The organism is Acinetobacter johnsonii (genome assembly GCF_048551975.1).
In the GTDB taxonomy this organism is placed as follows: Bacteria; Pseudomonadota; Gammaproteobacteria; order Pseudomonadales; family Moraxellaceae; genus Acinetobacter; species Acinetobacter johnsonii_A.
On record NZ_JBIMCF010000001.1, the window covers coordinates 237,211 to 260,629 of the forward strand.

18 protein-coding genes, 6 tRNA genes, 1 other RNA gene and 4 pseudogenes are annotated in these 23,419 nt (G+C 42.4%); 14 read left to right on the forward strand and 15 right to left on the reverse strand.

Translation table 11 applies throughout. The features are described from left to right. Positions 1-60 precede the first annotated feature (60 nt). The 11 genes from panD to ACG9ZB_RS01175 form a co-directional block, all read right to left on the reverse strand. Positions 61-441 carry an aspartate 1-decarboxylase gene (panD, locus tag ACG9ZB_RS01125; protein ID WP_004695506.1) on the reverse strand — a complete coding sequence of 127 codons (381 nt, stop codon included), beginning with the start codon at positions 439-441 and terminating at the stop codon, positions 61-63. Between the two features lie 143 nt (positions 442-584). Further along, on the reverse strand, positions 585-1,166 hold the full coding sequence (gene pth, locus ACG9ZB_RS01130; protein ID WP_004695508.1) for an aminoacyl-tRNA hydrolase: 582 nt from the start codon (positions 1,164-1,166) through the stop codon (positions 585-587). An 18-nt stretch (positions 1,167-1,184) separates the two neighbouring features. After that, positions 1,185-1,481 (reverse strand): 50S ribosomal protein L25, encoded by a 297-nt coding sequence (gene rplY / locus ACG9ZB_RS01135; RefSeq protein ID WP_004695511.1) that lies wholly within the window; start codon positions 1,479-1,481, stop codon positions 1,185-1,187. Positions 1,482-1,582: 101 nt separating this feature from the next. Beyond that, on the reverse strand, positions 1,583-2,536 hold the full coding sequence (locus ACG9ZB_RS01140) for a ribose-phosphate pyrophosphokinase (RefSeq protein WP_004695513.1): 954 nt from the start codon (positions 2,534-2,536) through the stop codon (positions 1,583-1,585). 36 nt (positions 2,537-2,572) lie between these two features. Then, positions 2,573-2,647, reverse strand: a tRNA-Gln gene (locus ACG9ZB_RS01145). 90 nt (positions 2,648-2,737) lie between these two features. Then, positions 2,738-2,812 (reverse strand) — tRNA-Gln (locus ACG9ZB_RS01150). Between the two features lie 19 nt (positions 2,813-2,831). Further along, positions 2,832-2,906, reverse strand: a tRNA-Gln gene (locus ACG9ZB_RS01155). 28 nt (positions 2,907-2,934) lie between these two features. Continuing rightward, positions 2,935-3,009 (reverse strand) — tRNA-Gln (locus ACG9ZB_RS01160). Position 3,010: 1 nt separating this feature from the next. Then, complete coding sequence (ispE, locus tag ACG9ZB_RS01165) at positions 3,011-3,841, reverse strand: 4-(cytidine 5'-diphospho)-2-C-methyl-D-erythritol kinase (protein ID WP_419323554.1); 831 nt, start codon at positions 3,839-3,841, stop codon at positions 3,011-3,013. An 11-nt stretch (positions 3,842-3,852) separates the two neighbouring features. Continuing rightward, on the reverse strand, positions 3,853-4,434 hold the full coding sequence (gene lolB / locus ACG9ZB_RS01170; RefSeq protein WP_419323555.1) for a lipoprotein insertase outer membrane protein LolB: 582 nt from the start codon (positions 4,432-4,434) through the stop codon (positions 3,853-3,855). Between the two features lie 5 nt (positions 4,435-4,439). Continuing rightward, positions 4,440-6,149, reverse strand: a complete 1,710-nt coding sequence (locus ACG9ZB_RS01175) for a hypothetical protein (protein WP_419323557.1) — start codon at positions 6,147-6,149, stop codon at positions 4,440-4,442. A 78-nt stretch (positions 6,150-6,227) separates the two neighbouring features. Here ACG9ZB_RS01175 and hemA point away from each other — a divergent pair, with 78 nt between their 5' ends. Continuing rightward, positions 6,228-7,511, forward strand: a complete 1,284-nt coding sequence (hemA, locus tag ACG9ZB_RS01180; RefSeq protein ID WP_419323559.1) for a glutamyl-tRNA reductase — start codon at positions 6,228-6,230, stop codon at positions 7,509-7,511. Between the two features lie 25 nt (positions 7,512-7,536). Here the strand turns inward: hemA and ACG9ZB_RS01185 are convergent, their stop codons facing one another. Both ACG9ZB_RS01185 and ACG9ZB_RS01190 read right to left on the reverse strand, forming a co-directional pair. Then, positions 7,537-9,432: a DNA primase gene (locus ACG9ZB_RS01185; protein ID WP_419323561.1), complete on the reverse strand. Its 1,896-nt coding sequence runs from the start codon at positions 9,430-9,432 to the stop codon at positions 7,537-7,539. Between the two features lie 190 nt (positions 9,433-9,622). Further along, positions 9,623-10,606 carry an outer membrane protein assembly factor BamD gene (locus ACG9ZB_RS01190; RefSeq protein ID WP_419323563.1) on the reverse strand — a complete coding sequence of 328 codons (984 nt, stop codon included), beginning with the start codon at positions 10,604-10,606 and terminating at the stop codon, positions 9,623-9,625. A 71-nt stretch (positions 10,607-10,677) separates the two neighbouring features. On the opposite strand from ACG9ZB_RS01190, the gene rluD reads away from it, so the two are divergent. The 3 genes from rluD (at position 10,678) to ACG9ZB_RS01205 (ending at position 13,174) form a co-directional block, all read left to right on the forward strand. After that, entirely contained in the window at positions 10,678-11,730 is a 1,053-nt protein-coding gene (gene rluD / locus ACG9ZB_RS01195; protein ID WP_279734893.1) for a 23S rRNA pseudouridine(1911/1915/1917) synthase RluD, read from the forward strand. Positions 11,731-11,760: 30 nt separating this feature from the next. Beyond that, complete coding sequence (pgeF, locus tag ACG9ZB_RS01200; RefSeq protein ID WP_419323565.1) at positions 11,761-12,501, forward strand: peptidoglycan editing factor PgeF; 741 nt, start codon at positions 11,761-11,763, stop codon at positions 12,499-12,501. Positions 12,502-12,607: 106 nt separating this feature from the next. Further along, complete coding sequence (locus ACG9ZB_RS01205; RefSeq protein ID WP_078389146.1) at positions 12,608-13,174, forward strand: flavodoxin family protein; 567 nt, start codon at positions 12,608-12,610, stop codon at positions 13,172-13,174. Positions 13,175-13,215: 41 nt separating this feature from the next. Here ACG9ZB_RS01205 and smpB read toward each other — a convergent pair whose 3' ends face one another. Further along, positions 13,216-13,692, reverse strand: a complete 477-nt coding sequence (smpB, locus tag ACG9ZB_RS01210) for an SsrA-binding protein SmpB (protein WP_004695532.1) — start codon at positions 13,690-13,692, stop codon at positions 13,216-13,218. A gap of 141 nt (positions 13,693-13,833) precedes the next feature. Between smpB and coaD the strand changes: the two genes are divergently transcribed. The 5 genes from coaD to ACG9ZB_RS01235 all read left to right on the forward strand — a co-directional run bounded on the left by coaD (position 13,834) and on the right by ACG9ZB_RS01235 (position 15,963). Next, positions 13,834-14,325, forward strand: a complete 492-nt coding sequence (gene coaD, locus ACG9ZB_RS01215; RefSeq protein WP_004695534.1) for a pantetheine-phosphate adenylyltransferase — start codon at positions 13,834-13,836, stop codon at positions 14,323-14,325. A gap of 1 nt (position 14,326) precedes the next feature. Beyond that, entirely contained in the window at positions 14,327-14,590 is a 264-nt protein-coding gene (locus tag ACG9ZB_RS01220) for a YfhL family 4Fe-4S dicluster ferredoxin (protein WP_004695536.1), read from the forward strand. Positions 14,591-14,616: 26 nt separating this feature from the next. Further along, positions 14,617-14,994, forward strand: an RNA gene (gene rnpB / locus ACG9ZB_RS01225) — RNase P RNA component class A. Positions 14,995-15,067: 73 nt separating this feature from the next. Then, positions 15,068-15,144, forward strand: a tRNA-Met gene (locus ACG9ZB_RS01230). Between the two features lie 742 nt (positions 15,145-15,886). Continuing rightward, positions 15,887-15,963, forward strand: a tRNA-Met gene (locus ACG9ZB_RS01235). A 117-nt stretch (positions 15,964-16,080) separates the two neighbouring features. On the opposite strand, the gene ACG9ZB_RS01240 is transcribed toward ACG9ZB_RS01235, so the two are convergent. After that, positions 16,081-17,706: an NAD+ synthase gene (locus ACG9ZB_RS01240; protein ID WP_419323567.1), complete on the reverse strand. Its 1,626-nt coding sequence runs from the start codon at positions 17,704-17,706 to the stop codon at positions 16,081-16,083. Between the two features lie 219 nt (positions 17,707-17,925). Here ACG9ZB_RS01240 and ACG9ZB_RS01245 point away from each other — a divergent pair, with 219 nt between their 5' ends. From ACG9ZB_RS01245 to ACG9ZB_RS01265, 5 genes and pseudogenes are all read left to right on the forward strand, one after another. Further along, positions 17,926-18,417 (forward strand): type IV secretion protein Rhs, encoded by a 492-nt coding sequence (locus tag ACG9ZB_RS01245; protein ID WP_279669770.1) that lies wholly within the window; start codon positions 17,926-17,928, stop codon positions 18,415-18,417. Between the two features lie 183 nt (positions 18,418-18,600). Beyond that, positions 18,601-19,559, forward strand: a pseudogene (locus ACG9ZB_RS01250) (metal-dependent hydrolase). Between the two features lie 15 nt (positions 19,560-19,574). Further along, positions 19,575-20,419: pseudogene (locus tag ACG9ZB_RS01255) on the forward strand (SDR family NAD(P)-dependent oxidoreductase). Positions 20,420-20,491: 72 nt separating this feature from the next. After that, a pseudogene (locus tag ACG9ZB_RS01260) lies at positions 20,492-22,030 on the forward strand (flavin-containing monooxygenase). A 102-nt stretch (positions 22,031-22,132) separates the two neighbouring features. Continuing rightward, positions 22,133-23,370: pseudogene (locus ACG9ZB_RS01265) on the forward strand (IS3 family transposase). The last annotated feature ends 49 nt before the right edge of the window (positions 23,371-23,419 follow it).

Here is a 23,419-nt window from a genome sequence, read left to right on the forward strand (position 1 = left end):
ATTGCATTATTCTGCTCATAAAAAAATCCGCACGCAGCGGATTTTTTTAATCTATTGGGCTTAAGCCACTTGTACTGGAATACAGTTTGCCATGTGACTTACAGTATTGTCTGGATTTGCATAAACTAAACGTGGTTTATGTGCATTTGCTTCAGCTTCTGTAAAATCACCAAAGGTAGCAATAATCATTAAATCACCTACATCGGCCTGATGTGCTGCACCACCATTGACTGAAATGATGCCAGAACCTTCTTCACCACGAATTGCATAGGTACTGAAACGCTTACCATTAGTCACGTTCCACATGTGAATTTCTTCATATTCGCGGATACCGGCTAAATCCAATAAAAGACCATCGATTGCACATGAACCTTCATAATGAAGTTCAGCTTGAGTAACAACACAACGGTGGATTTTTGCTTTTAATAAACGAGATAGCATGGCTAGCGTCTCCTGAGTGGACCTAAGATCGTTATCTTATGGTTGAATCAATCTGAACTTGCTGGATAAGCAATCAGGCAAGCGCATTTTGCCTTTAAAATGACAGTATGGCAAGCAGCATGGTTCAACATTTTTTTGACTTATCAGTTTGGTTTGTAAGCATTGATTTGATTCATGGCAGGCTGAATCTCACCATTCACCAGCATTTTAGTGCGAGCTAATGCGTGATGGATTGCGTCATCCATTAAATTTTGTTCATTGCTTGGTGCTTTGCTTAAGACATGTCCTGAAACACGTTCTTTTGAACCGGGGTGACCAATACCAATGCGTAAGCGATGGAAATTTGGACCGATATGAGGAACTATGTCACGTAAACCATTATGACCACCATGACCACCACCTGTTTTTAGGCGAATGACACCAGGGTTCATATCCAGTTCATCGTGAGCAATCAGTATTGCTTCTGGAGCAATATTGTAGAATTTTGCGAAGGGAACAACACTTTTACCAACAAGGTTCATAAATGTTGTGGGTAATAGCAGGCGGACGTCTTGACCTTCGATATTACCACGCCCACTCATTCCATTGAATTTTGGGTCTTTTTTAAGCGTAATGCCATATTGTTCTGCAAGGCGTTCAACAAACCAAAAGCCTGCATTATGGCGGGTTTGGGCATACTCAGAACCTGGGTTGCCCAAACCAACAATCAGTGAAATATTTGACACTAATTATACCAATAACACTTATGCGCGAACGAAGTCAGCGTGCATAGGCGTGTTTTTAGCTGGGTGACGTTGTAACGCTTTGATTTTAACGCTTTCAACTTTGTCACCAACTTTGATTTCAACAACTTCTTCGAAGAAAGCGTTGTTTTCTAAAGCTTTAACAAGCTCACGAAGTTCTAAAGTAACAGCTACAGGTTCAGCAGCACCACCGTAGATGATAGCTGGAACTTGAGCAGCGTGACGAAGGCGGCGGCTCGCACCTTTCCCTTGGTTAGCTGCTTCACGCGCTTGAGCGTTTAATACGAAGTTTGCCATGATAGACATCCTTAATTTAAGTTTTAAATAAACTAGATCTGCGACCGACCTAGTGAGACAAAGCCCTGCACTGGGCAGGGCTTTTAAAATTCAGCGCTATATTATAGATAAGAATCAAACATTGCGCTAATAGATTCTTCGTTGTTAATACGACGAATTGTTTCAGCAACCATACTTGCCACTGAAACTTGGCGAATCTTACCAAGAGCTTGAGCTTCTTCAGAAAGAGGAATGGTGTCTGTAACAACCAATTCATCAATCACAGAGTTTTTCAAGTTTTCTATAGCTTTACCTGATAAAACAGGGTGAGTTGCATAAGCAACCACTTTGCGCGCACCAAATGTTTTCAATGCATCAGCAGCTTTACATAACGTACCTGCAGTATCCACCATGTCATCTACGATCACGCAGTCACGGCCTTTAACATCACCAATCAAGTGCATGACTTGTGATTCGTTTGCCTTTTGACGACGTTTGTCGATGATAGCAAGGTCAATATCGCCCATTTGTTTAGCAACAGCACGTGCACGAACGACACCGCCAACGTCAGGAGAAACCACCATGAGGTTGTCATGTGATTGTTGACGAAGGTCAGCTAAAAGCGCTGGTGTACCGTAGATGTTGTCTACAGGGATATCGAAGAAACCTTGGATTTGGTCAGCGTGAAGGTCGATCATTACCACACGGTCAATTCCTACAGTTGTTAGCATATCTGCGACAACTTTTGCAGTAATTGGAACACGTGATGAACGAGGGCGACGGTCTTGACGCGCGTAACCGAAATAAGGAATCACTGCGGTAATACGACCAGCACTTGCACGACGCAAAGCATCAGCCATAACGAGGATTTCCATCAGGTTATCATTCGTTGGGGCGCAAGTAGGTTGTACGATAAATACGTCTTTACCACGAACATTTTCAGTAATTTCGACAGCAATTTCACCGTCAGAAAATTGACCAATAGATGCAGCACCTAAAGGGATGTGCAAGTGGCTTACGACTTTTTGGGCGAATTGTGGATGTGCAGATCCACTAAAAACGACAAGATTGGGCATGAAGCACCCTTGGCGGTTGGCAATTTAGGAATTAGATGGCAGGGGTAGCTGGATTCGAACCAACGGATGCCGATATCAAAAACCGGTGCCTTACCACTTGGCGATACCCCTAATGCGGCAGAACTTTAATATTTTTGCGTCTTTCTGTCAAGGTAAATTAACAGTAGAACAGCAAAGTGTTGTTCTGTCTTTTTTGGAAAATGGCAGGGGTAGCTGGATTCGAACCAACGGATGCCGATATCAAAAACCGGTGCCTTACCACTTGGCGATACCCCTAAATTTGATTACTGTAAAATGGCAGGGGTAGCTGGATTCGAACCAACGGATGCCGATATCAAAAACCGGTGCCTTACCACTTGGCGATACCCCTAGTACAGTCATCTACAGGTGAAATAAAATGGCAGGGGTAGCTGGATTCGAACCAACGAATGCCGATATCAAAAACCGGTGCCTTACCACTTGGCGATACCCCTATCAGGTAACGTGCAAATGTCTTATTGGTGATTCATTCAAGCTGTTGACCAAGTAAGCTTTACATGGTGCATTTGCAAGAACATCATCAATGTTCATATCGCTCGTTACTTCAGTAAAAACACAAGCACCTGTACCTGTAAGTTTTGCAACACCGAACTGGTCGAGATATTGCATCGCTTCATCTACTTCTGGATATAAACTTCTCGCCAAAGGCTCAAAATTATTTCCAAAATCAGATGGCTTTAACTGATAGGCGCAAAATTTAGAGCTCTTCGTGTTTCTTGTCAATGTTTTTTGTAAAAAAAGCAATTGAGTGCTGATAAAACAATCAGGTTTTAGCACAATGTATTGTTTTTGATCTAAGTCTATGAATGTTAAGTGCTCACCTATGCCTTCAGCCCATGCATTGCGGCCATGGACAAAGATGGGAACGTCTGCGCCTAACTGAACACCCAAGTCTGCTAATTGCTCAGTATTTAGCCCGCACTGCCACAGTTGATTGACTACGATTAATGTCGTTGCAGCATCCGATGAACCACCACCTAAGCCTGCACCCATCGGAATATTTTTTTCAAGACGAATGGATAAACCGGTAGCTGTTTGTGCATACGGCTTAAGTATCTGCGTTGCTCTATAAATCAAATTTTGACTCAAATCGACACTGTTTAAGCCTTCAATATGAATCTCTTGATCCGTACGAGGCTCAAATTCCAACCAATCACACAGATCGATCAACTGGAAAATACTTTGCAGTTCGTGGTAGCCGTTTTCACGACGACCCGTAATGTGTAAAAACAAATTCAGTTTTGATGGGGCAGGGACACGGATCATAAAGAGACAAACTAGCGGTTTTGAATGACCATTGTAATACGGTTTTCTACACCATTTTCAAGTGCTTGTTTTAAAATCAAGCGATTTGGCATATGGGCTTGCTCATTATAGCTCAGCTCAACGCTCCAACCATCTTCAATGATCTGTACTGCTCGTTTGGCACTGTCACGTTGGATTTGTGCTTGAACTGTTGCGGGTTTGGCTTGAACCCAATTGACTAAATGGGTGATGGGTGCTTGCCACCCTGTTGCTGTTTTTAAAAGTTCTTCAGGAGTTTCAGCTTGGATGAGGCCAGTTTTAGCACTATTCAGGCTAACTTCACCTGGACGACCAGTAATTTGCGTTTTACCAACGCCTAAAATTCCACTGAGTTCAATATCAAACTCTTGTTGCTGCTGTACCCATGTAAAAAAAGCACTGCCTGTTTGTTCAGGCGTACGTACCCCAATTTTACCCTGTAAGCTAAAGTGTTGATCAGATTCGGTTTGTATGGTGTTTGGGTCAAGCTGTGGTTTTGTAAATTGTTGACAGCCTGTTAGTGCCAAGCTACTTGCAGCAAGTAAGCTTAAGCTCAGATTTGAGAAAATACGCATAAAAACTATGAGCTCTTTTTCAGTTGTTGGGGTAACAATAAAGTATTAAGTTGATCCAATTGAGGATCATTTGGGTGTTTTTGTTTGAGTTGTTGTAACACAGTGGAGAATTTTCGCAGATCACCGAGCATATAAACTGAACGCGCATAACGCACGCCAATATTGACACTACCACTGATGAGGTAGGCTTTTTCTAAGACTTTGGCTGACGTGCTAAAGTCATTTTGTAAGTAACAAATAAAGCCTAAGGTATCTAAGATGGAAGCTTGTTCAGGAGCATATTCTAAAGCATGTTCAACAAATCTACGTGCATCATCTAAGCGTCTGTTTTGCAAGGCTAAAGTGTATGCATAAGCATTGAGATAGGTTGGGCTATTGGGCTCAATACTTAACAGTTGATTGAGCAACTTTTCAAGTTTGTCCTTATCCGTATGTGGATCCAACATTAGCACTTCAGAATAGATCAGTTCAGGATCATCCGGTAAGTTTTTAATTGCCTCATCTAATAGTCGCATGGCTGCGGCTTTGTTATTCATGCGCTTTAAAATATCGGCTTGTGCCTGATACAAAAAACTTGCATGTTGTGGGTAGTTCACGCGTTCTTGGGTTAAAAAGCGCAAAGCATCATTGGGTTTGTTTTGCTGGGTATAAATACTGATGAGGCTACGACGCGATACTGTATACAAGTTACCATCGACCAGACGATAGTAGGCTTTTGCTGTTTCAAAATGCTGTTTCCGTTCAGCATTTACCGCAAGATAGTAATAGGCTTCATTTTGATATTCGGCCGAATTACGTAGTTCAACCAGATATTTTTCCGCTTTTTCGTACTTCTTTAAGTCAATACTGGTTAACCCCGCAATAAACAAGGCTTCTTCTTGGTTAGGCCATTTTTTAATCATGCCCTCAAGCTTGGTTAAGGCTTCATTTGATGCATTAATTTTTATTAGATATTTGGCTTCGGCTAAACGGACATCGACATTGTCACGGTGTTTACGACTCGATTTTGCATACCAATTACGGGTTTCTTCCTCTTGGCCGAGTGCGCTGAGTAAGTTGGCCTTCATCAAAATGTAGCCTGTGACTTTTCCGCGCTTTTTTAGGGCTTTATTAATGGTGGTTAGGGCTTGGTCAAGCTGGCCATTTTGAGCCTCTAAACCTGCAATCAACGCCAAAATAGAGGGGTTGTTCCTCTCCTTACTCGAACGTAGCGCTTGAATGAGAATTTCTTGATCTTCAGGTTCTTCAGGGGCAATCCCCGCAAGGATTTGCTCTAAATCGGCATTGGCATCAATGTTGAGAATTTTATCGAGCGTTTCAGCCGCGAGTTCATATTCATGTGCTTTGAGTGCAATGTGCGACAAATAAAATAAGGCTGGAACATCGGTAGGCTCTTGCACCACCCAATGCATTGCAATGTCGAGTGCAGCATGCAAATCATTTTGTTCAAGGGCAATATTTAAAGCGCGTTGTTTAATAGTGGTGGAATTACTTTTAATCGCCAGCACAGTATAGTTGTGCAAGGCAGTCGCGCTGTCTTGGTAAGCCAGTGCAAATTCGGCAATCATACTTTGTTGAATTGCATCATAATTAGATAGCGAAAAATCTCCAGCTGCTCTAAGATGAGCACTAGATGCCATGCTACCGACGAGTAAGAGTGTGGTAGAATATTGCTTAATTCTCGCGCCGCTCAGTCGGCAATGTGTTTGACGCAATTTTTCTTGATCCAAGTAATGCTTTTTATGACACCGTTATTGCACAATAGCATAAATTTAGCGAAATGATGATCTGATATGTCTTTCTTTGCATTGGGTGTCAACCATCAAACCGCCTCCGTAGAATTGCGTGAGCAAATTGCATTTAACCCTGAAAAGTTAACGCAACTGCTTGAGCAACAAGGCCAAAACCAAGACTTAAATGAAATGGTGGTGGTCTCTACGTGTAACAGAACAGAAGTGTATGCCATGTCTGAAAACTCAGATATGGTATTGAACTGGCTCGCCCAAGCAAATGGCATAGATGTTAAACAATTGTTGAATCATGTATACCGTTATGAAAATGCGCAGGCTGTCACTCACTTGATGCGTGTTGCAAGCGGTTTGGATTCACTTATGCTCGGTGAACCGCAAATTTTAGGGCAGGTTAAATCTGCACTATCTCTAGCGAAGACTGCTCATACTGTTTCTCCTCATTTAAACCGAATTTTTGAATATGCCTTCTATGCGGCGAAACGGGTCCGCTCGGAAACGGCTGTAGGTAGTCATGCCGTATCAATGGGCTACGCGGTGGCTCAGTTGGCATCACAAGTGTTTAGTAAGCCTGAAAAGTTGACGGTCATGGTGGTCGCTGCGGGCGAAATGAATAGCTTAGTGGCAAAGCATTTGGCTGAAATGGGAGTCGCAAAAATCCTCATTTGTAACCGTACTCGTGAACGGGCTGAAACTTTGGCTCAAGAAATAGCCCATCGTGTAGACGTTGAAATCATTGAGTTTGATCAGTTGGCCAATAACTTAGCACGTGCAGATGTTATTTCCAGTTGTACCGGTAGTTTACATCAGGTGATTCATTATCCAGATGTCAAAGCTGCTTTAAAAAAGCGTCGTTATCAACAAATGTTGATGGTGGATTTGGCTGTTCCGCGTGATATTGACCCGAAAGTGGAAAGTTTGGATGGCGTCTATTTATATGGCGTAGATGACTTGCAGTCGGTGATTGATGAAAACCTTGCTCAACGTCGTCAGGCGGCGGTTGAAGCTGAGGTCATGGTCAACCAATTAGCCACTGAGTTGGTGACTCAGCAGAAGGTTAATCTGGCGGGTGAAACCATCCATGCTTACCGTCAGCAAGGTGAACAGTTAAGGCAAGAAGAATTAGATCTAGCGTTGGCACGGATTGCGAAAGGGGAACAGGCGGAACGAGTGATGCAAGAGTTTGCACATCGTTTGACGCAGAAGTTGCTACATCCGACCTCGATTATGCTGCGTGAAGCAGCCAAATCTGAAGATCCGAGTCATTTTGAGCAAATGCAAACGTGTTTAAATGAGACTTTTGCTAAACGTCGTAAAACTAAAAAGTAAATCTAAATATAAAAATGTAATAGGTTTAAGTAATCAGTCTTAAGCCTATTTTTTTGGTCAATTCATTCAGTTTTTGACGTAGATTGCGCGATTCAAGCAGGCTTAAAGGCGCTTTTAGTTTTTGGCGCAAATATTTTTCTTCAAGCGAGAGAGCATATTCACTGGCCAGTTTGTCGGCCATTTCAGGTGTTTTGGTCAGAACTTCAATATTGGTGCGCTGCATAATATCGGCAATCGCGTTGGCATAACGGCTACATGCACCCAAAACATAATAGGTTGCCAGTTCTTGGTCATCAGGTAAATCATCAAAGATACCATCTAAGATTTGTAGCACATGCGCTAAAAGTTCATCTTCAGGTAAATAAGCGCGTAGAGTTTCAAAGTGAATATACAAAAACGGATGATGGATCAGAACAGCGAGCGCGAAGTCTTCATCTTTGGTACGAATATTAAAAGACAACGATGCATCGTTGCTCACTTGAGGTGTCCAGCGACGACCAAAACCGAGTTTTTCTTTGAAGGATTGATTTAGCAAATAACGGAAAGAGCCTGTTTTTGGCAATAAGTCCGTAAGTTGACGTAACTCACTCATGACCTGACTTTTACCTTCAGGGCTGCTGATGTCATGGTTCTGTGTCAGATGTGCAAATACAAAGTCTGACAACAGTGGGGCTTGTTGGAGCAGTTTATTAAAGTTTTCAATACCTTCGCGACGAATCAGTGAATCTGGGTCATGATCATTTGGCAGCACAAAGAACTTCAGCTCACGACCATCATTGAGTAACGGTAACGCAATCTCTAAAGTACGGCGAGCCGCTTTTTGTCCAGCCACGTCACCATCAAAGGCAATGGTAATACGGTTGTTTTGTTTAAACAGAATATTTAAGTGTTCGGTGTTACTGGCCGTTCCTAAGGTCGCCACAGCACCTGCAATCCCATACTGCTGTAGCGCAATCACATCCATATAGCCTTCGACCATCAGCCAGTCTTGGGCTTTTTGTTTACGGCCTTCATATAAACCATAAAGCAATTGGTTTTTATGAAATACCTCAGAGTCTGGTGAGTTGATGTATTTGGGCTTAATTTCGTCATTTAGAGCACGACCACCGAAGCCCACGACACGACCTTTGGCATCACGAATCGGAAATATGACGCGATCCCGTAACAAGTCAAAGTCACGACCATTGTCACTGGTACGAATCAGTCCGAGTAGCTTTAAGCCTTCGATATCTTGCGGAAAGGCTTTTTCTAAGTGTTGCCAGTCCTCAGGTGCATAGCCTAAACGCCAATATGCAATGGTATCTCGGCTGAGTCCACGCTGTTTAAAGTACTGCTGAGCAGCACGACTATGCAGTAGTTGTTGCTCATAATATTGCGCAATATTTTCTAACAGGTCGTATAAGTTACCTTCCTGAACGGGGGCAGTGTTGAAGCCCTCGAAGGTATCAAAATCAGCATAACCTTCTTGGTAGTCCATGGACTGAAATTCAGCAAAAGGATCATGCTCAATCTGAAACTCAGGTTGTGCTAGAGTTGACTCAGTTTTCTTGGCTTCTGCGACATCGACCTGTGGTTTTTGGACAGGTTTAGCTTCACGCTTATACACCAGTTTTTTTGAGTCACGGTTGTCTTTGGGAAGTTCGATGCCTGTTTGACTCGACAAATCCTTCATCACATCAATAAAGCTACGACTGTCGATGTCCATTAAAAAACGAATGGCATTACCATTGGCTTGACAACCAAAACAGTGGAAATACTGTTTGTCACGATACACGTGAAAAGATGGTGATTTTTCTTGATGGAACGGACAACAGCCTGAATAGGTGCGACCTGACTTTTTAAGTTTCACACGTTGACCAATCAGGTCGACAATGTCGGTCCGATCTAAAATTTGGTCAATGGTGTGTTGAGGAATAGCCATGTCGAATTGTCAGTCGCTGATGTTTTGAACCGTGAAAAGAAGCAGAGATGGAGGTTTTAACATGCAAAAACCATCGAATCTAGATTGTTTTGTATACCTTTTAGGCGTTTTGATCAAGCGGAAATCGCACAAAACAAAAGGGCAAGTATGATAACTTGCCCTTTCTAAAATAGCGAATATTTCAGATGAATTATTCGGTTTCAGTATTGATGTTTTGCTGTGTTTCAGGACGATCGAGTAGACCGAAACTGATACGGTTGGTAAAGCTGCGCTCTGTTGTTTGTTTCGGCTGTTCGATTTTTTTTTCAGAACTGTTTTGTTCTTCACGACCAAACACACCTAAAGTCGCACGGTTGAACCAACTTGCTTCTTTACGTGCAGCGCGTAAGTTCACTTCACCATTCGATTTCACTAAATTTGGATAATTTAGTTTCAAGACATCGGTATATTGTTGTGCAGTTTGCTTATCACCCAATTGATCATACGAATAAGCAACAGTTGCTAAAGCTTCAGGTATTTGAGGGCTTTGTGGATAATGTTCAATCACCCATTGCGCACGCTCTAGTGCTGCGACCCATGCTTTACGTTTGATATTAAAACGTGCGGCATTCATTTCGCTTTCAGCCAACTCATTGCTGATAAACTTCATGCGTTGTGCGGCATCTACAGCATAAGTGCTTGAAGGGTAACGACGAATAAAGTCTACGAAGTTTTGATACGCCACTTTAAGATAGCTCACATCGCGATGTGCTTGCTTTAAAGACGTATAACGAATCAAACCATCATAATTTTGTTCCATGTTGGCTACGCCACGGACATAGTAGGCATAGTCCACATTTGGATGCTGAGGGTTCAAACGAATGAAACGATCAGCCAGTGCAATCGCACCTTCATAATCTTTCTGCTGAAACTTCACATAGAGCAGCTCTAGTTGAGCTTGTTGCGCATATTCACCTGTAGGGTAATAGGTATCTAATGCTTCTAAGTGTTTTGCAGCGTCGGTATATTGACCACTTTGCAGTGCTTTTTCTGCTTTTTGAATATAAACCTGTTCACTCGATTGTGGACCGGTATCTACCACTTCTTTCTTGGGATTGCTGCTACAGCCTACCATTGCAGATGCAATGCCAATCGTTAGAGCAAGCATTGTCATTTTATAATGTGGTAGCGACATAAAAATTCCTCTGTTAATACGGGCAATGAGCTACAATTGCGCTATTAAATCACTTTTATTTGAATGATCAAATGGCTCAAGCACAATCTTCCGATCCAAATTTCCCTGAAACCGATTTCAATTTACTTGAAGATTCTGAGGATGCAGATAACCATACTTCAAGCTCTACTGCAACACGTTTATCGTTTCAATTTCAATTGGATGAAACTTATCTCGGACAACGTATAGACCAAGTTGCAGCAACGATTTGGAGTGACTTTTCGCGTGAAAAACTCAAACAGTGGCTAAAAGAAGGCCATTTGTTGGTAAATGGTAACAGTGTCAAACCGAAATATAAATGTGAAGGATTTGAACTGTTAACCCTTGAGGTTGAACTAGAAGCACAAACTCGTAGCCTGCCTGAAGATATTCCGCTGGATATTGTCTATGAAGATGAGGACATTATTGTCGTTAATAAACCTGTTGGCATGGTGGTTCACCCAGGTGCAGGTAACTCATCGGGTACGTTGGTAAATGCATTATTGTATCACTATCCAAAATCGGCAGAACTGACTCGTGCGGGTTTGGTACATCGTATTGATAAAGATACTTCTGGTTTATTGGTCGTTGCGAAAAATTTAGAAGCGCAATTTTCACTGAGCAAGCAATTGGCTAAAAAAACGGTTTACCGTGTTTATGACCTGATTGTGTATGGCAATGTGATTGCGGGTGGCACGGTGGATGAACCGATTAAACGTCACCCTGTAGATCGTGTCAAAATGGCGGTATTGCCGGGCGGTAAAGATGCTGTAACACACTACAACGTAAAAGAACGCTTCCAACATTTCACCCGTATCCAAGCGCGTCTTGAAACTGGACGTACGCATCAGATTCGTGTGCATTTTAGTTATATTGGTTTTGGTTTAGTTGGCGATCCTGTGTATATGCCACGTGTACGCGTGCCCGCAGGTGCATCGGAGCTTTTAGATGAGACTTTACGTGGTTTCAGACGCCAAGCCTTGCATGCAGCAGAGCTCGGTTTGAAACATCCACGTACAGGTGAAGAAATGTTGTTTAAAGCGCCGTGGCCAGCAGACTTGGCGACCTTGGTTGATGTACTTCGTACGGAAAACAAAGCCTATTAAGTTATAGATAAATCATCATAAGGACAGTATATGCAATTTGTTCAAGGACTTCCGGCAGGTGTTTTTGTGGGGCAAACCCGTGTGCATCATGATCGTGCTTTAGAAACCACTCAATCTGAACTACAAGGTTTTAATTTGGCTTTGCATGTACAGGATGATGCCGCACGTGTGCAACAGCATCGTATGATCTTGCTCGAAGAGTTTGCAGGCTATGGGGTCGATAAAATCACATGGATGACGCAAACTCACAGCACTATATGCCGTGTAGTGAATGAGCAAATTGACTTTGATGCTCAAGAAGGGGATGGTTTGGTGACACAGCGTACAAACCATGCCCTGATGATGATGACAGCCGATTGTTTACCCGTAGTTTTGGGCAATGCGGATGGAACTGAAGTGGCCAATTTGCATGCAGGTTGGCGCGGGCTGGCGCATGGCATTATTGAAAATACTATTGCCCGCATGAACACTCAGCCGACATGGGCTTGGTTGGGCGCAGCTATTAGTCAACCTTGTTTTGAAATTGGGGCGGAAGTAAAAGAAGCCTTTTGTTCAAGGTATGCTGAGCTTGAGTCTGCATTTCAAATAGGTGAGCAAGCTGGAAAGTATTATGCTGACTTATATGCAATCGCAAAATTCATTCTAAAACAGCACGGTGTTGATGTGGTCTCTGGTGGTGATCAGTGTTCATTTAACCAGTCTGATGAATATTTTTCGTATCGCCGTCATGCCAAAACTGGGCGTATGGCGACATTCGTGTTTATGCAATAGTTTGGCTTTTGATGAAGTGCTTGGCTGTTTTAATCCTTGCACTTACTCCCCACTCAGCGAGTGGAAGTGTTAAACTTAGCTCAATTCTTTGCTCTTAAAAACTACCATGTCTGTACCTGATCTTGTTTCTGCTACACCTGTTCATGTGTGTGTGGTTTATCATAGCGCCTATGGTCATACGGCGAAAGTCGCTCAGTATATTGCACAAGGTGCAGAGCAGGCGGGTGCTGATGTGCATTTGATTTCTGTTGCTGCAGTACAGTGGGACTTGTTAGATCAGGCCGATATTATTGTGATGGGTTGCCCAACGTATATGGGCAGTCTTACATCAGCGCTTAAGCAGTTTATGGAAGATTCTTCTAAGCGTTGGTTAGCACGGGCTTGGCAAGGAAAACTGGCTGCAGGCTTTACCAATGGTGGGGGCTTAAGTGGCGATAAACTGGCGGTATTACAACAGATTAATTTATTTGCTATGCAGCATGGTATGCTGTGGGCTGGTTTACCGTTTATGCCGACGGGACGTAGCCAACACGATATTAATCGGATGTCGAGCTTTTTAGGCTTGATGACTCAGTCCGACAACGCCAGTATTGAAATAACCCCACCCGAAGGCGACTTGGAAACTGCTCGAAAGTTCGGAAAATATTTGGTCGAGCTAAAAGCTGACTATTAACAGTTCTAATAATAAAAAACCTCCACATGGGAGGTTTTTTATTATTTATGCATAATACGGGCTTTATCACGTTGCCAGTCACGGTCTTTTTCCGTGGCACGTTTGTCATGCAGCTGTTTGCCTTTCACTAAAGCGATTTCTAATTTCGCACGTGGTCCTTTCCAATAAGCGACAAGCGGAACACACGAATAACCTTTTTGATTTACTGCACCGAGTAGCTTATCGAGTTCACGACGGTTCAACAGTAACTTACGGGTACGGGTCGCTTCAGGAACAATGTGCGTAGATGCACTGAGTAAAGGCTGAATTTGAGCACCGAACAGGAAAGCTTCACCATTTTTAAAGGTGATATAACTCTCAGACAGCGTCATACGACCTGCACGTAATGATTTCACTTCCCAACCTTGCAGTGACAGGCCAGCTTCAAATTTTTCTTCAATAAAATAGTCGTGACGTGCACGTTTATTCTGTGCAATCGTCCCGCTGGTATTTTTTTTAACTACAGTTGCTTTCGCCATAATCAATTACTTCCAACAATGTACCTATTGTGCCTTAAAGCAGGGTTAAGGTGAAGTTTTTTCAAATTTATGGAGTTTCTTCACCTATAAAACAAGTTTTTGCTAAAATATGGCTCTACAAAATCAACAGAGTAAAAATGGATGTCTAAAACTCGCGTTATTTACCCGGGGACTTTTGATCCAATTACCAATGGTCATATTGATTTGGTCACACGTGCATCACGTATGTTTGATGAAGTGGTGGTGGCCATTGCGATTGGTCATCATAAAAACCCTCTCTTTAGTTTAGAAGAACGTGTGAGCTTGGCCAAAGCATCATTAAGTCATCTTGATAATGTTGAGTTTGTAGGGTTTGATGGTTTGTTGGTGAATTTCTTCCGTGAACAAAAAGCAACGGCTGTACTGCGAGGATTGCGTGCAGTGTCTGACTTTGAATACGAGTTTCAGTTAGCCAACATGAACCGTCAACTTGATTCACACTTTGAGGCAGTATTTTTAACGCCGTCAGAACAGTATTCATTTATTTCATCGACGTTGATTCGTGAAATAGCACGTTTAAAAGGTGATGTGACCAAGTTTGTACCGCAAGCTGTGGTTGCTGCTTTTGAACGTAAACATCAACAAGGTTGGTAATGTGTCTTTATATATAACCGATGAATGCATCAATTGTGATGTCTGTGAACCTGTGTGCCCCAATGAAGCCATTTTCATGGGGGAATTGATTTATGAAATCAATCCAGATTTATGTACAGAGTGTATCGGACATTATGATAAACCCCAGTGTCAATTGTTCTGTCCAGTGGACTGTATTCCGCTTGATCCCAATCATGCTGAAACTGAGGATGAGCTCATGGATAAATATAAAAAGCTGATTGCTCAAAAAAGCGCAAGCAATTAAGTCTAAGATTTGATACTATTCGCCTCGAAGTGAGCCAGACGATCGCTGCTGTGGAGATCTCCGTGATTGAAGCAGGGGAGGAAAGTCCGGGCTTCATAGGGCAAGGTGCCAGGTAACGCCTGGGCGGCGTGAGCCGACGGAAAGTGCAGCAGAGAGTAGACCGCCTTCATTATGGTTTCGAGCAATCGAAATCGGAGGTAAGGGTGAAAGGGTGCGGTAAGAGCGCACCGCATGGCTGGTAACAGTTCATGGCATGGTAAACCCCACCGGAAGCAAGACCAAATAGGGATCCTTTAGGCATGGCCCATGCTGGATCCGGGTAGGTCGCTTGAGCGTATGAGTGATTGTACGCCTAGAGGAATGATCGTTCTCGACAGAACCCGGCTTATCGGCTCACTTCAACAAATTTTGATCAATTAAGCGCGCAAGGTACTTGACGTACTAGTGAGAAAACCACATAATGCGCGCACAGTTTACGGCTATGTAGCTCAGTTGGTTAGAGCACCGCACTCATAATGCGGGGGTCACAAGTTCAAGTCTCGTCATAGCCACCATTTTTATAGATCATGCTCTCAGCATGATCTTTTTTTTTGTGGGAAAGAAAGGCTGTGAAACTGTCTTTATTTACTTGCCATTTCTGAAATGGCCTTGTGGTTCACTGCACCGTTGTTTCGATATTTAAACCAAAGCTGTGACTGCGGACATTTATGATCTTTTTAAAATTTCCCACTCGCAGTGAAGGTTTTCAAGCGTTAAATTGATCTGCGTCTGTAAGTTTTGAATGTGTTGCCAATTGGCTTGATGTTCGGGTAATGCAAAGATTTGATGATCGACTAAATTGAGTTTTTTAAAGATATGTGTTCACTTGCACAGTAGCGTCCTACGGCTCTTTCTAAAGCCAAGTTTTGCTGTGCTATCGGGCTTAAGCGATCTGCTGTCAGGATTTTTTTAGTTGACCAGTATCTCTCGGTCTTTTAGGCTAAAGAGTTGATTTGAGTTGATATAGGCCGCTACATCACGCCGTACACCGTTATAGTTAGTGATCATGGGGGAAATCAGCTGACAATTGCTCAATGCTACAGTGCTCAGGATGATGAAAAGACTAAAGTCTTTTTCCTTATCTTTCTCGTAAATATGTTTAAGTTAAATACAGCTTGCAGCATAAAAATAATTTTAAAAAGAGTGGTTTGCTGAAAAATTGCTAGTTTAAATTGTATTTGTTTATGGAATAACCATTTGTGTGTAAAAAGGGTTGACGCTTGTCTTTGAACTTTGCATAATGCGCGCACAGTTTACGGCTATGTAGCTCAGTTGGTTAGAGCACCGCACTCATAATGCGGGGGTCACAAGTTCAAGTCTCGTCATAGCCACCATTTTAAAAGACCAAGCTCTCAGCTTGGTCTCTTTTTTTGTGCGTAAAAAATAGATTTGAATATGTTGATATAAAAAAGCCCAAACATCTGTTTGGGCTTTTTTATTGGAACAGCAGCTTATAGGCCAGCTTTCCAGCCATTCATGATTGGGTAGCGACGTTCACGGCTAAATGCACGTGAGCTGATACGCGGACCAATTGCACCTTGGCGACGTTTGTATTCATTGAAATCGACCAAGCGAATTACTTTTGCAACCACTTCAGCATCAAAGCCTTTGGCAATGATGTCATCTTGGCTCATATCTTCTTCGATATAGGCATACAAAATGGCATCCAGTACATCATATGGCGGTAAAGAGTCTTGGTCTTTTTGATCTGGACGTAACTCTGCTGAAGGTGGGCGAGTAATCACACGCTCAGGAATCACAGGCTTGTCTGAAATGCTGTTACGGTATTTCGCAAGTTCAAACACAATGGTTTTATACACATCTTTCAGTACGGCAAAACCACCGACCATGTCACCATAGAGGGTGCAATAGCCCACAGCCAATTCTGATTTATTGCCTGTAGACAGGACTAAATTACCAAATTTGTTGGATAAACCCATTAGCAGCGTACCGCGGGCACGCGCTTGTAAGTTTTCTTCAGTTGCATCCGCAGGGCTATTGCCAAAAAACGGATAGAGCGTTTGCATAAAGCTGTTTACAATCGGGTTTATTTCAGCAATCCCAAAAGTCACCCCCATACTCTTCGCTTGTTCAGCTGCATCTTCTACACTGATTTGAGCGGTATAAGTATATGGCATCATTACGGCTTGGACTTTATCGGCGCCAATCGCATCGGCTGCAATTGCAAGAGTTAGAGCTGAGTCGATCCCGCCTGATAAACCCAAAATCACCCCAGGGAAACCTGAGCGCTGTACATAGTCACGGGTCGCCATTACTAAGCTTTGATAAATCTCTGCCATAGTGTCTAAAGCAGGCGGCAGAGCATTGGCCTTAAAGGCTTGTTGTTCTGCTTCGTATTCAGCGAAATACAGAGACTCTTTAAAGCTTTCAGCTTGAAGTACAACCGAACCATTTTTGGCAATCACGAAGCTTGTACCATCAAAGATCAGGTCGTCTTGACCGCCGACTTGGTTGGCATAAACCAAGTTGAGGTTCATTTGTTTCGCCAAAGCAGACATGGTTTCAACACGGTGCTGCGGCTTACCGACTTCATATGGTGAAGCATTTAAGACCAAAGCTGTTTCTACATTGAGCTGTGCCAATTGTTGTACCGTTGAAAGTGACCACACATCTTCACAAATCAACACACCAAACTTATGACCTAGATATTCAAAAACAAGGTGTTGATGCCCTTCGGTGAAGTAACGTTTTTCATCAAATACGCTATAGTTTGGCAAGTTTTGTTTGTTATACACACCCAAAACCTGTCCATCTTTCATGACCGCAGCCGCGTTGTAGCGTTGACCATCTTCGGTTTGGTTGACAAAACCAAAGACCATTACAATGTCTTTTACTGTTTTAAGTTGTTCAAAAACTTGTTGCGTGCGTTTGGTTAGGCTTGGACGTAGAAGTAAATCTTCTGCTGGGTAACCAATGCTCGAAAGTTCTGGAAAAATAATTAAATCAGCTTTTTGTTTTTTTGCTTCATTGGCCTGCTCCAACATTTTTTTGGCATTTGCTTCAAGGTTGCCAATGTGCGGAGAGAACTGTGCAAGTGCAATTTTAAAACTTTTCATTTCCAACTAAATCCTATACCTATAGGGATATACACGACGATTGAGTTTGTTATAGCTATAAGTTCTACGTGGTGTAAGTGACGATAAACAAATAGAAGTATTAATCAATAATAAGTGCGAATACTATATACGAAATGCGATTTTTTTTAAGGGATATTCTAAAAAAAATCTGTAAATGTCCTTAAAAAGAACAAATTATTCTAATGCCTTTAATGGAGTGTGATTGTGTGGTTTCAACCGCTTTTACAAAAAATACAGCAAAAGTTTGAACTTAAAAATCGGCCCTTGACTGAAGGGGAGAAAAAGCTTGCCAGCAGTATTTTTGGGAACAGTCTGAACATGGATTCGGTTCGAATTATCGCGCATCGGGCAGTGCTGCCTCATTATGCGATTAGCCCGAATGGACATGTCTATTTTAATATCAAAGACTGGTGCGAAAACTTTGCCGATCAATCAATTCATCAACAAGCTTGGTTGATCCATGAATTAACGCATGTTTGGCAAATTCAGCAGGGACTCGCTGTAGTCCGTAAGGCACTTTTTAACCGTCAATACCGCTATGCATTAAAACAAGGCAAGCAGTTTTTAAGCTATGGCATCGAACAGCAGGCACAAATGGTGCAAGACTATTTTCTCAAAAAACACTATGGTGAAGAGTGCTCGGCCTATGAGCAGTGTATTCCTTTTGTGGCACACAAAGCCTCGTTCTGACCCCGATAGATAAATCTGCAGAGTGATTGTTAGACAACAGATTTTAAAGTCATAAATTGCAAATTATTTGAAGAAAAATGCCAGTGGCATAGGGGAAGCGGACTCTTATTTTGAATGCAAAGCACAGGTAAAAATCGTGAGATTGAGCCTGAAAAATGAGCTAAAAATAAGAAGGGATGTCCTATGCGTATCGCTCTTCCATTGAAAGGCAAAGCCAGCCAAATTTTTGCAGGACCCGTATTCGATGCTGAAAAACAGTCTGCGATTATTCCAATTCGGCATATGAAATTTGACTTTGAAGCGGAGAAAATTGATCCCAAATTCTACATAAATGCGGAGTTGGCCAGTGCTTACTTTGCATCACTCTCGATCTTTCTGACCTATGGTGAAGACTTGGTGATTGACACTGCGCGTTATCACCGTGATTTCCTCACTGACCCTGTATTAAAAAACGTGTGACGTCTTTGATTGGTCAGGAGGCACTGCATTCAAAGCTACATGAAGAATTGAACGATACTTTTAAACAGGTTGATTTACCCGTTGGCATTTGTCGCTATTTAGCCGAAAATCGTTTTTGACTACGGTTTTAACCGCTTACCGCAGCCGATGAAATTGTCTTTGATGGCAGGCATTGAACACTTTACCGCGGTGTTGTCTGAATACATGATGAACCATGAAGAGATTTTTTTCGATTCTCAAGACGAAAAGCAACGGGCGATTTGGATGTGGCACATGCTAGAGGAATCTGAGCACAAAGACATTGCGTATGATGTGTTTCAATCACTTTCCAATAACTATGCCTTACGTATTGTAGGCTTTTTCCAGCTCTCATCACCATTTTGCTGCTAATGATTTCAGTGGCGTCAGTTTTTGTTCCGTTTTATCGCAAACCGTCTAATTTGGTGAGTCTCAGTTATTGGAAGGATGTGCCGCGGAGTTTCGGCATCTTGTTTGGGCTGAAACGAGGTGTTTATGGCAGTAGTTGGATGCATATTTTTGACTATTTACGTCCGAGCTTTCACCCGAATGATTATGACACTTCTGCATTTTTAGATTATTACAAAGAGCGTTTACTACATCCAGCAACAGGAGTGTTAACCCCCTATTTCACCAAAGAATTTACTCCAGTACTGAAATCATAAAAAGGAGGTTGTGAAATGGGACTGTTGAGTAAAAAAATAAACCAAGTCAAAAGGCCTACGCAGTTGTAACGGGTGCAGTTAGTGGAATTGGTCGTAGCTTTGCATTCTGACTAGCAAAATGCGGTGGTGATGTTATCTGTACAGATATTGATTTAAGCTCGGCACAGGAGACGGTAGATTTGATTCAGTCGATGGCATCTTCGTCAGCCTATGCGGTGTATTGTGATGTTGGATTAAAAGAATCTGTACACGCTCTGGCGGAGTAAGCGGAACAGCTTTTTGGGCATCCTGTCACCGTGCTCATCAATAATGCCGGAGTTGGGCTAGGTGGTAGGTTTGATGAGGTGTCGCTGGAGGATTGGCAGTGGTGTATGCATGTCAACCTGTGGAGAGTAATTCATGGTTGCCACTATTTTGTCCCTAAATTTAAACAGCAAGGCTTTTGTGCCATTATCAATGTGGCATCAGCTGCGGGCTATACTGCAGCCCCTGAGATGACAGCATACAACGTGACCAAGTCTAGTGTTTTGGCACTATCAGAAACCTTAGCTTCAGAGCTTCAGGCTTATAACATTGCAGTCAATGTGCTGTGTCCGATCTTGGTGCCGACCAATATTATGAAGAATGGGCGTTTGCCAAGTCGCTATTCTGGACTGGCTGACAAACTGTTGATGAACCATGCGTTTACCACCAGTGATGCTGTAGTCAAAAAAACATTAAATCGCTTAGATGCAGGCAAGCTTTATACCATTCCACAACCTGATGCCAAATTGTTCTGGTGGATGAAGCGCGCATCACCAAGCTTATACATCAAGCTTTTAGGTTTGGGTTATCCACTGTTTAATCAAATCACAAAATAAGAATAGAGAAAAATGAATATGGAAACGCAATTAGAGATCGAGCAAGTAGATGTGCAAGCGCCGTTTGATCAAATGCGAGATCAAACTACCATGTCAAAAAGTACGGAAGCTCAACCTAAGCAGACCCGTAAAAAGGCTGTGCTTCGTCCTAAAGCCGTACATACTTACGATACCATTGTTGTGGGAGCAGGGATTTCGGGCATTGCTGCGGCTTATAAAATGAAAAAAGTCGGCTATCAGGACTATCTGGTTTTAGAAAAGGCGGAGAGAGTTGGCGGTACGTGGCGTGATAATAATTACCCCGGCTGTGGCTGTGATGTACCTTCGGCATTGTATTCATTTTCCTTTGCACCTAGTCATCAATGGAGCCATTTATTTGCGAAACAACCTGAAATTTTAAGTTACTTAGAACGGGTGGTTGAGCAGTTTGAATTGCAAGACAAAATCCGCTTTCAGCATGAGTTGCTCAGTGCTAAGTGGAATGATGAGGCGAATATTTGGCAACTCGAAACTTCTCAAGGGGCATATCAAGCACGAACCGTGATCTTTAGCACAGGGCCGATTACAGAACCGTCCTTACCTAAAATTAAAGGGATAGAGGGGTTTAAAGGAGAAATGTTCCATTCAGCCCGTTGGAAACATGATTATGACTTAACGGGGAAGCGGGTTGCAGTGATTGGGACAGGCGCATCGGCTATTCAGTTTATTCCACAAATTCAACCGTTGGCGAAAGAGTTGATCATATTTCAGCGTACTGCGCCGTGGGTTTTGCCTAAGGCGGATATGCAACTCAATGCTAGCGTGAAGTCGCTGGTGGCTAAATTCCCGATGATTCAGCAAGGCTGGAGGAACAGTGTTTCCAGTATTTTAAATGCGATCAACTTTGGGCTGCGTCACCCATCACTGCTGGAGCCAGTCAATTTTTTAAGCCGTCAATTATTAAAATTGCAAATACAGGATGAGACCCTATGTAAAGCCGTAACGCCGAACTTTTCGATCGGCTGTAAGCGACTTTTATTTGCCAACAATTATTATCCAGCACTGCAACAAGACAATGTTATGTTGTTGCCACAAGGGTTGGTCGAGATTGATGGGCAGAGTGTCATTGCGGCAAATGGGGAGCGATTTGAGGTCGATGTCATTATCTGGGGAACTGGTTTTGAAGTGGCACATCCTCCAATTGGCTAACGTGTATGGAATGCCCAAGGTGAACGATTGGCCGACCTTTGGAAGGACAGTTCGCCAGAAGCGTACTTGGGTACAAGTTTGGAAAATGTGCCGAATGCGTTTTTGGTATTGGGCCCAAATATCTTGGTTTATGACTCTTTTATTGGCATTGCTGAAGCTCAGATTCAGTACATTGTAGATGGTCTACTAAAAATGAAGCAGCAAGGCTTTAAACGTATGATGGTCAAGCGAGATGTTCTACGTTATCACAATGCCAAGGTACAAACTCATTTAAAAACCACCGTATTTAACCGAGGTGGCTGTTCAAGCTATTATTTAGATCAAAATGGGCGTAACTTCGCGGCTTGGCCGTGGTCCTTGGCTGAGTTAAAGCAACGTTTATCTGCGCTTGAGTTAAAACACTATGATGTTGTTGAAGCTTAAAGTAGCCACATTAAGTATTAAAAAGCCTGAGTTAACTCAGGCTTTTTAATACTTAAACTTGTCCCGTCCTGAAATAAGTTTACACCTTAAGAGACTTATTTTATGGAACATGCACGAGAACAACGAGTTAAGCGTACACAACGTGATTATAGCTTCGCCTTTAAAATGATGGTGGTAGATGAAGTAGAAAAAGGGCAAATTACTTATAAACAAGCTCAGGCAAAATATGGTATTCAAGGAAGATCAACTGTGCTGGTATGGTTACGCAAGCACGGACAACAGGATTGGAGTTCGAATATGCCGACTTCTTCTAAACGCCAATTAACACCCCAACAACGAATCCGCCAATTAGAAAAGTAGTTAGCCGCAGAAAAGCTTAAAACTGAATTTATACAGGATGTGATTTATCACATTGATAAAGAATGTGGGACTGATCTTGGAAAAAAGTATACCGAGCACGTTTCAAAGATTGGCAAAGCCAAAGAGGACTAAGCGTTTCACGTTATTGTCAGTGGTTAGGAATCACTCGACAAGCTTATTATCAAGCAGAAAAACGTGCTCAAATGACTGCACAAGTAACCGAACAAATACTCGAGTTGGTTATGGAGTATCGCTGTCTTATGCCAAGTATCGGAACACGTAAGCTGTATTGGCTTATTCAAGGCAAATTGTTGCAGCGTGGTTTAAAGTGTGGACGGGATCAGTTATTTAAAATATTGAAAGAGCATAATTTATTGATTCGCCCCAAGCGTCGCTATACAAAAACTACGGATAGCAAGCATTGGATGAAGAAGCATCCAAATTTATTAAAGGATTATTCAGCTGTGCAAGCCAATGAAGTCTTTGTCAGTGATATTACCTATGTTGAGAGTGCTGAAGGCGTACATTATTTATCCTTAGTGACAGATGCTTATACCCGTCAGATTAAAGGTTATAAGTTATCGAATGATATGCGTGCGGAGAATGTTGTGCAGGCTCTACATATGGCGATGCAGCATGTGACAGATCGGGCAGCCAGGATGATTCACCATTCAGACAGAGGCTCTCAGTATTGCTCTGAACTATATCAATCGGCATTACGCCATTATGGGGTATGTCCATCTATGACAGATGGAGGCCTTGCGAAACAGTGTTTCTCATACCAGAATGCATTAGCAGAGCGGATTAATGGAATATTAAAGCAGGAATTTTTAACTACACGATGTCAAACCATGAAGGAGTTAGATCACTTAATTGCGGAATCTATCATGATTTATAATTGCTATAGACCACATTTAAGTTTAAATATGAACACCCCGAATCAGGCGTATGAGCAAACTAAAACCGAGCTAATTGCTTAACTCGGTTTGAAGTGGAATACTGTCAATCTATTTCAGGACAAGACAACTG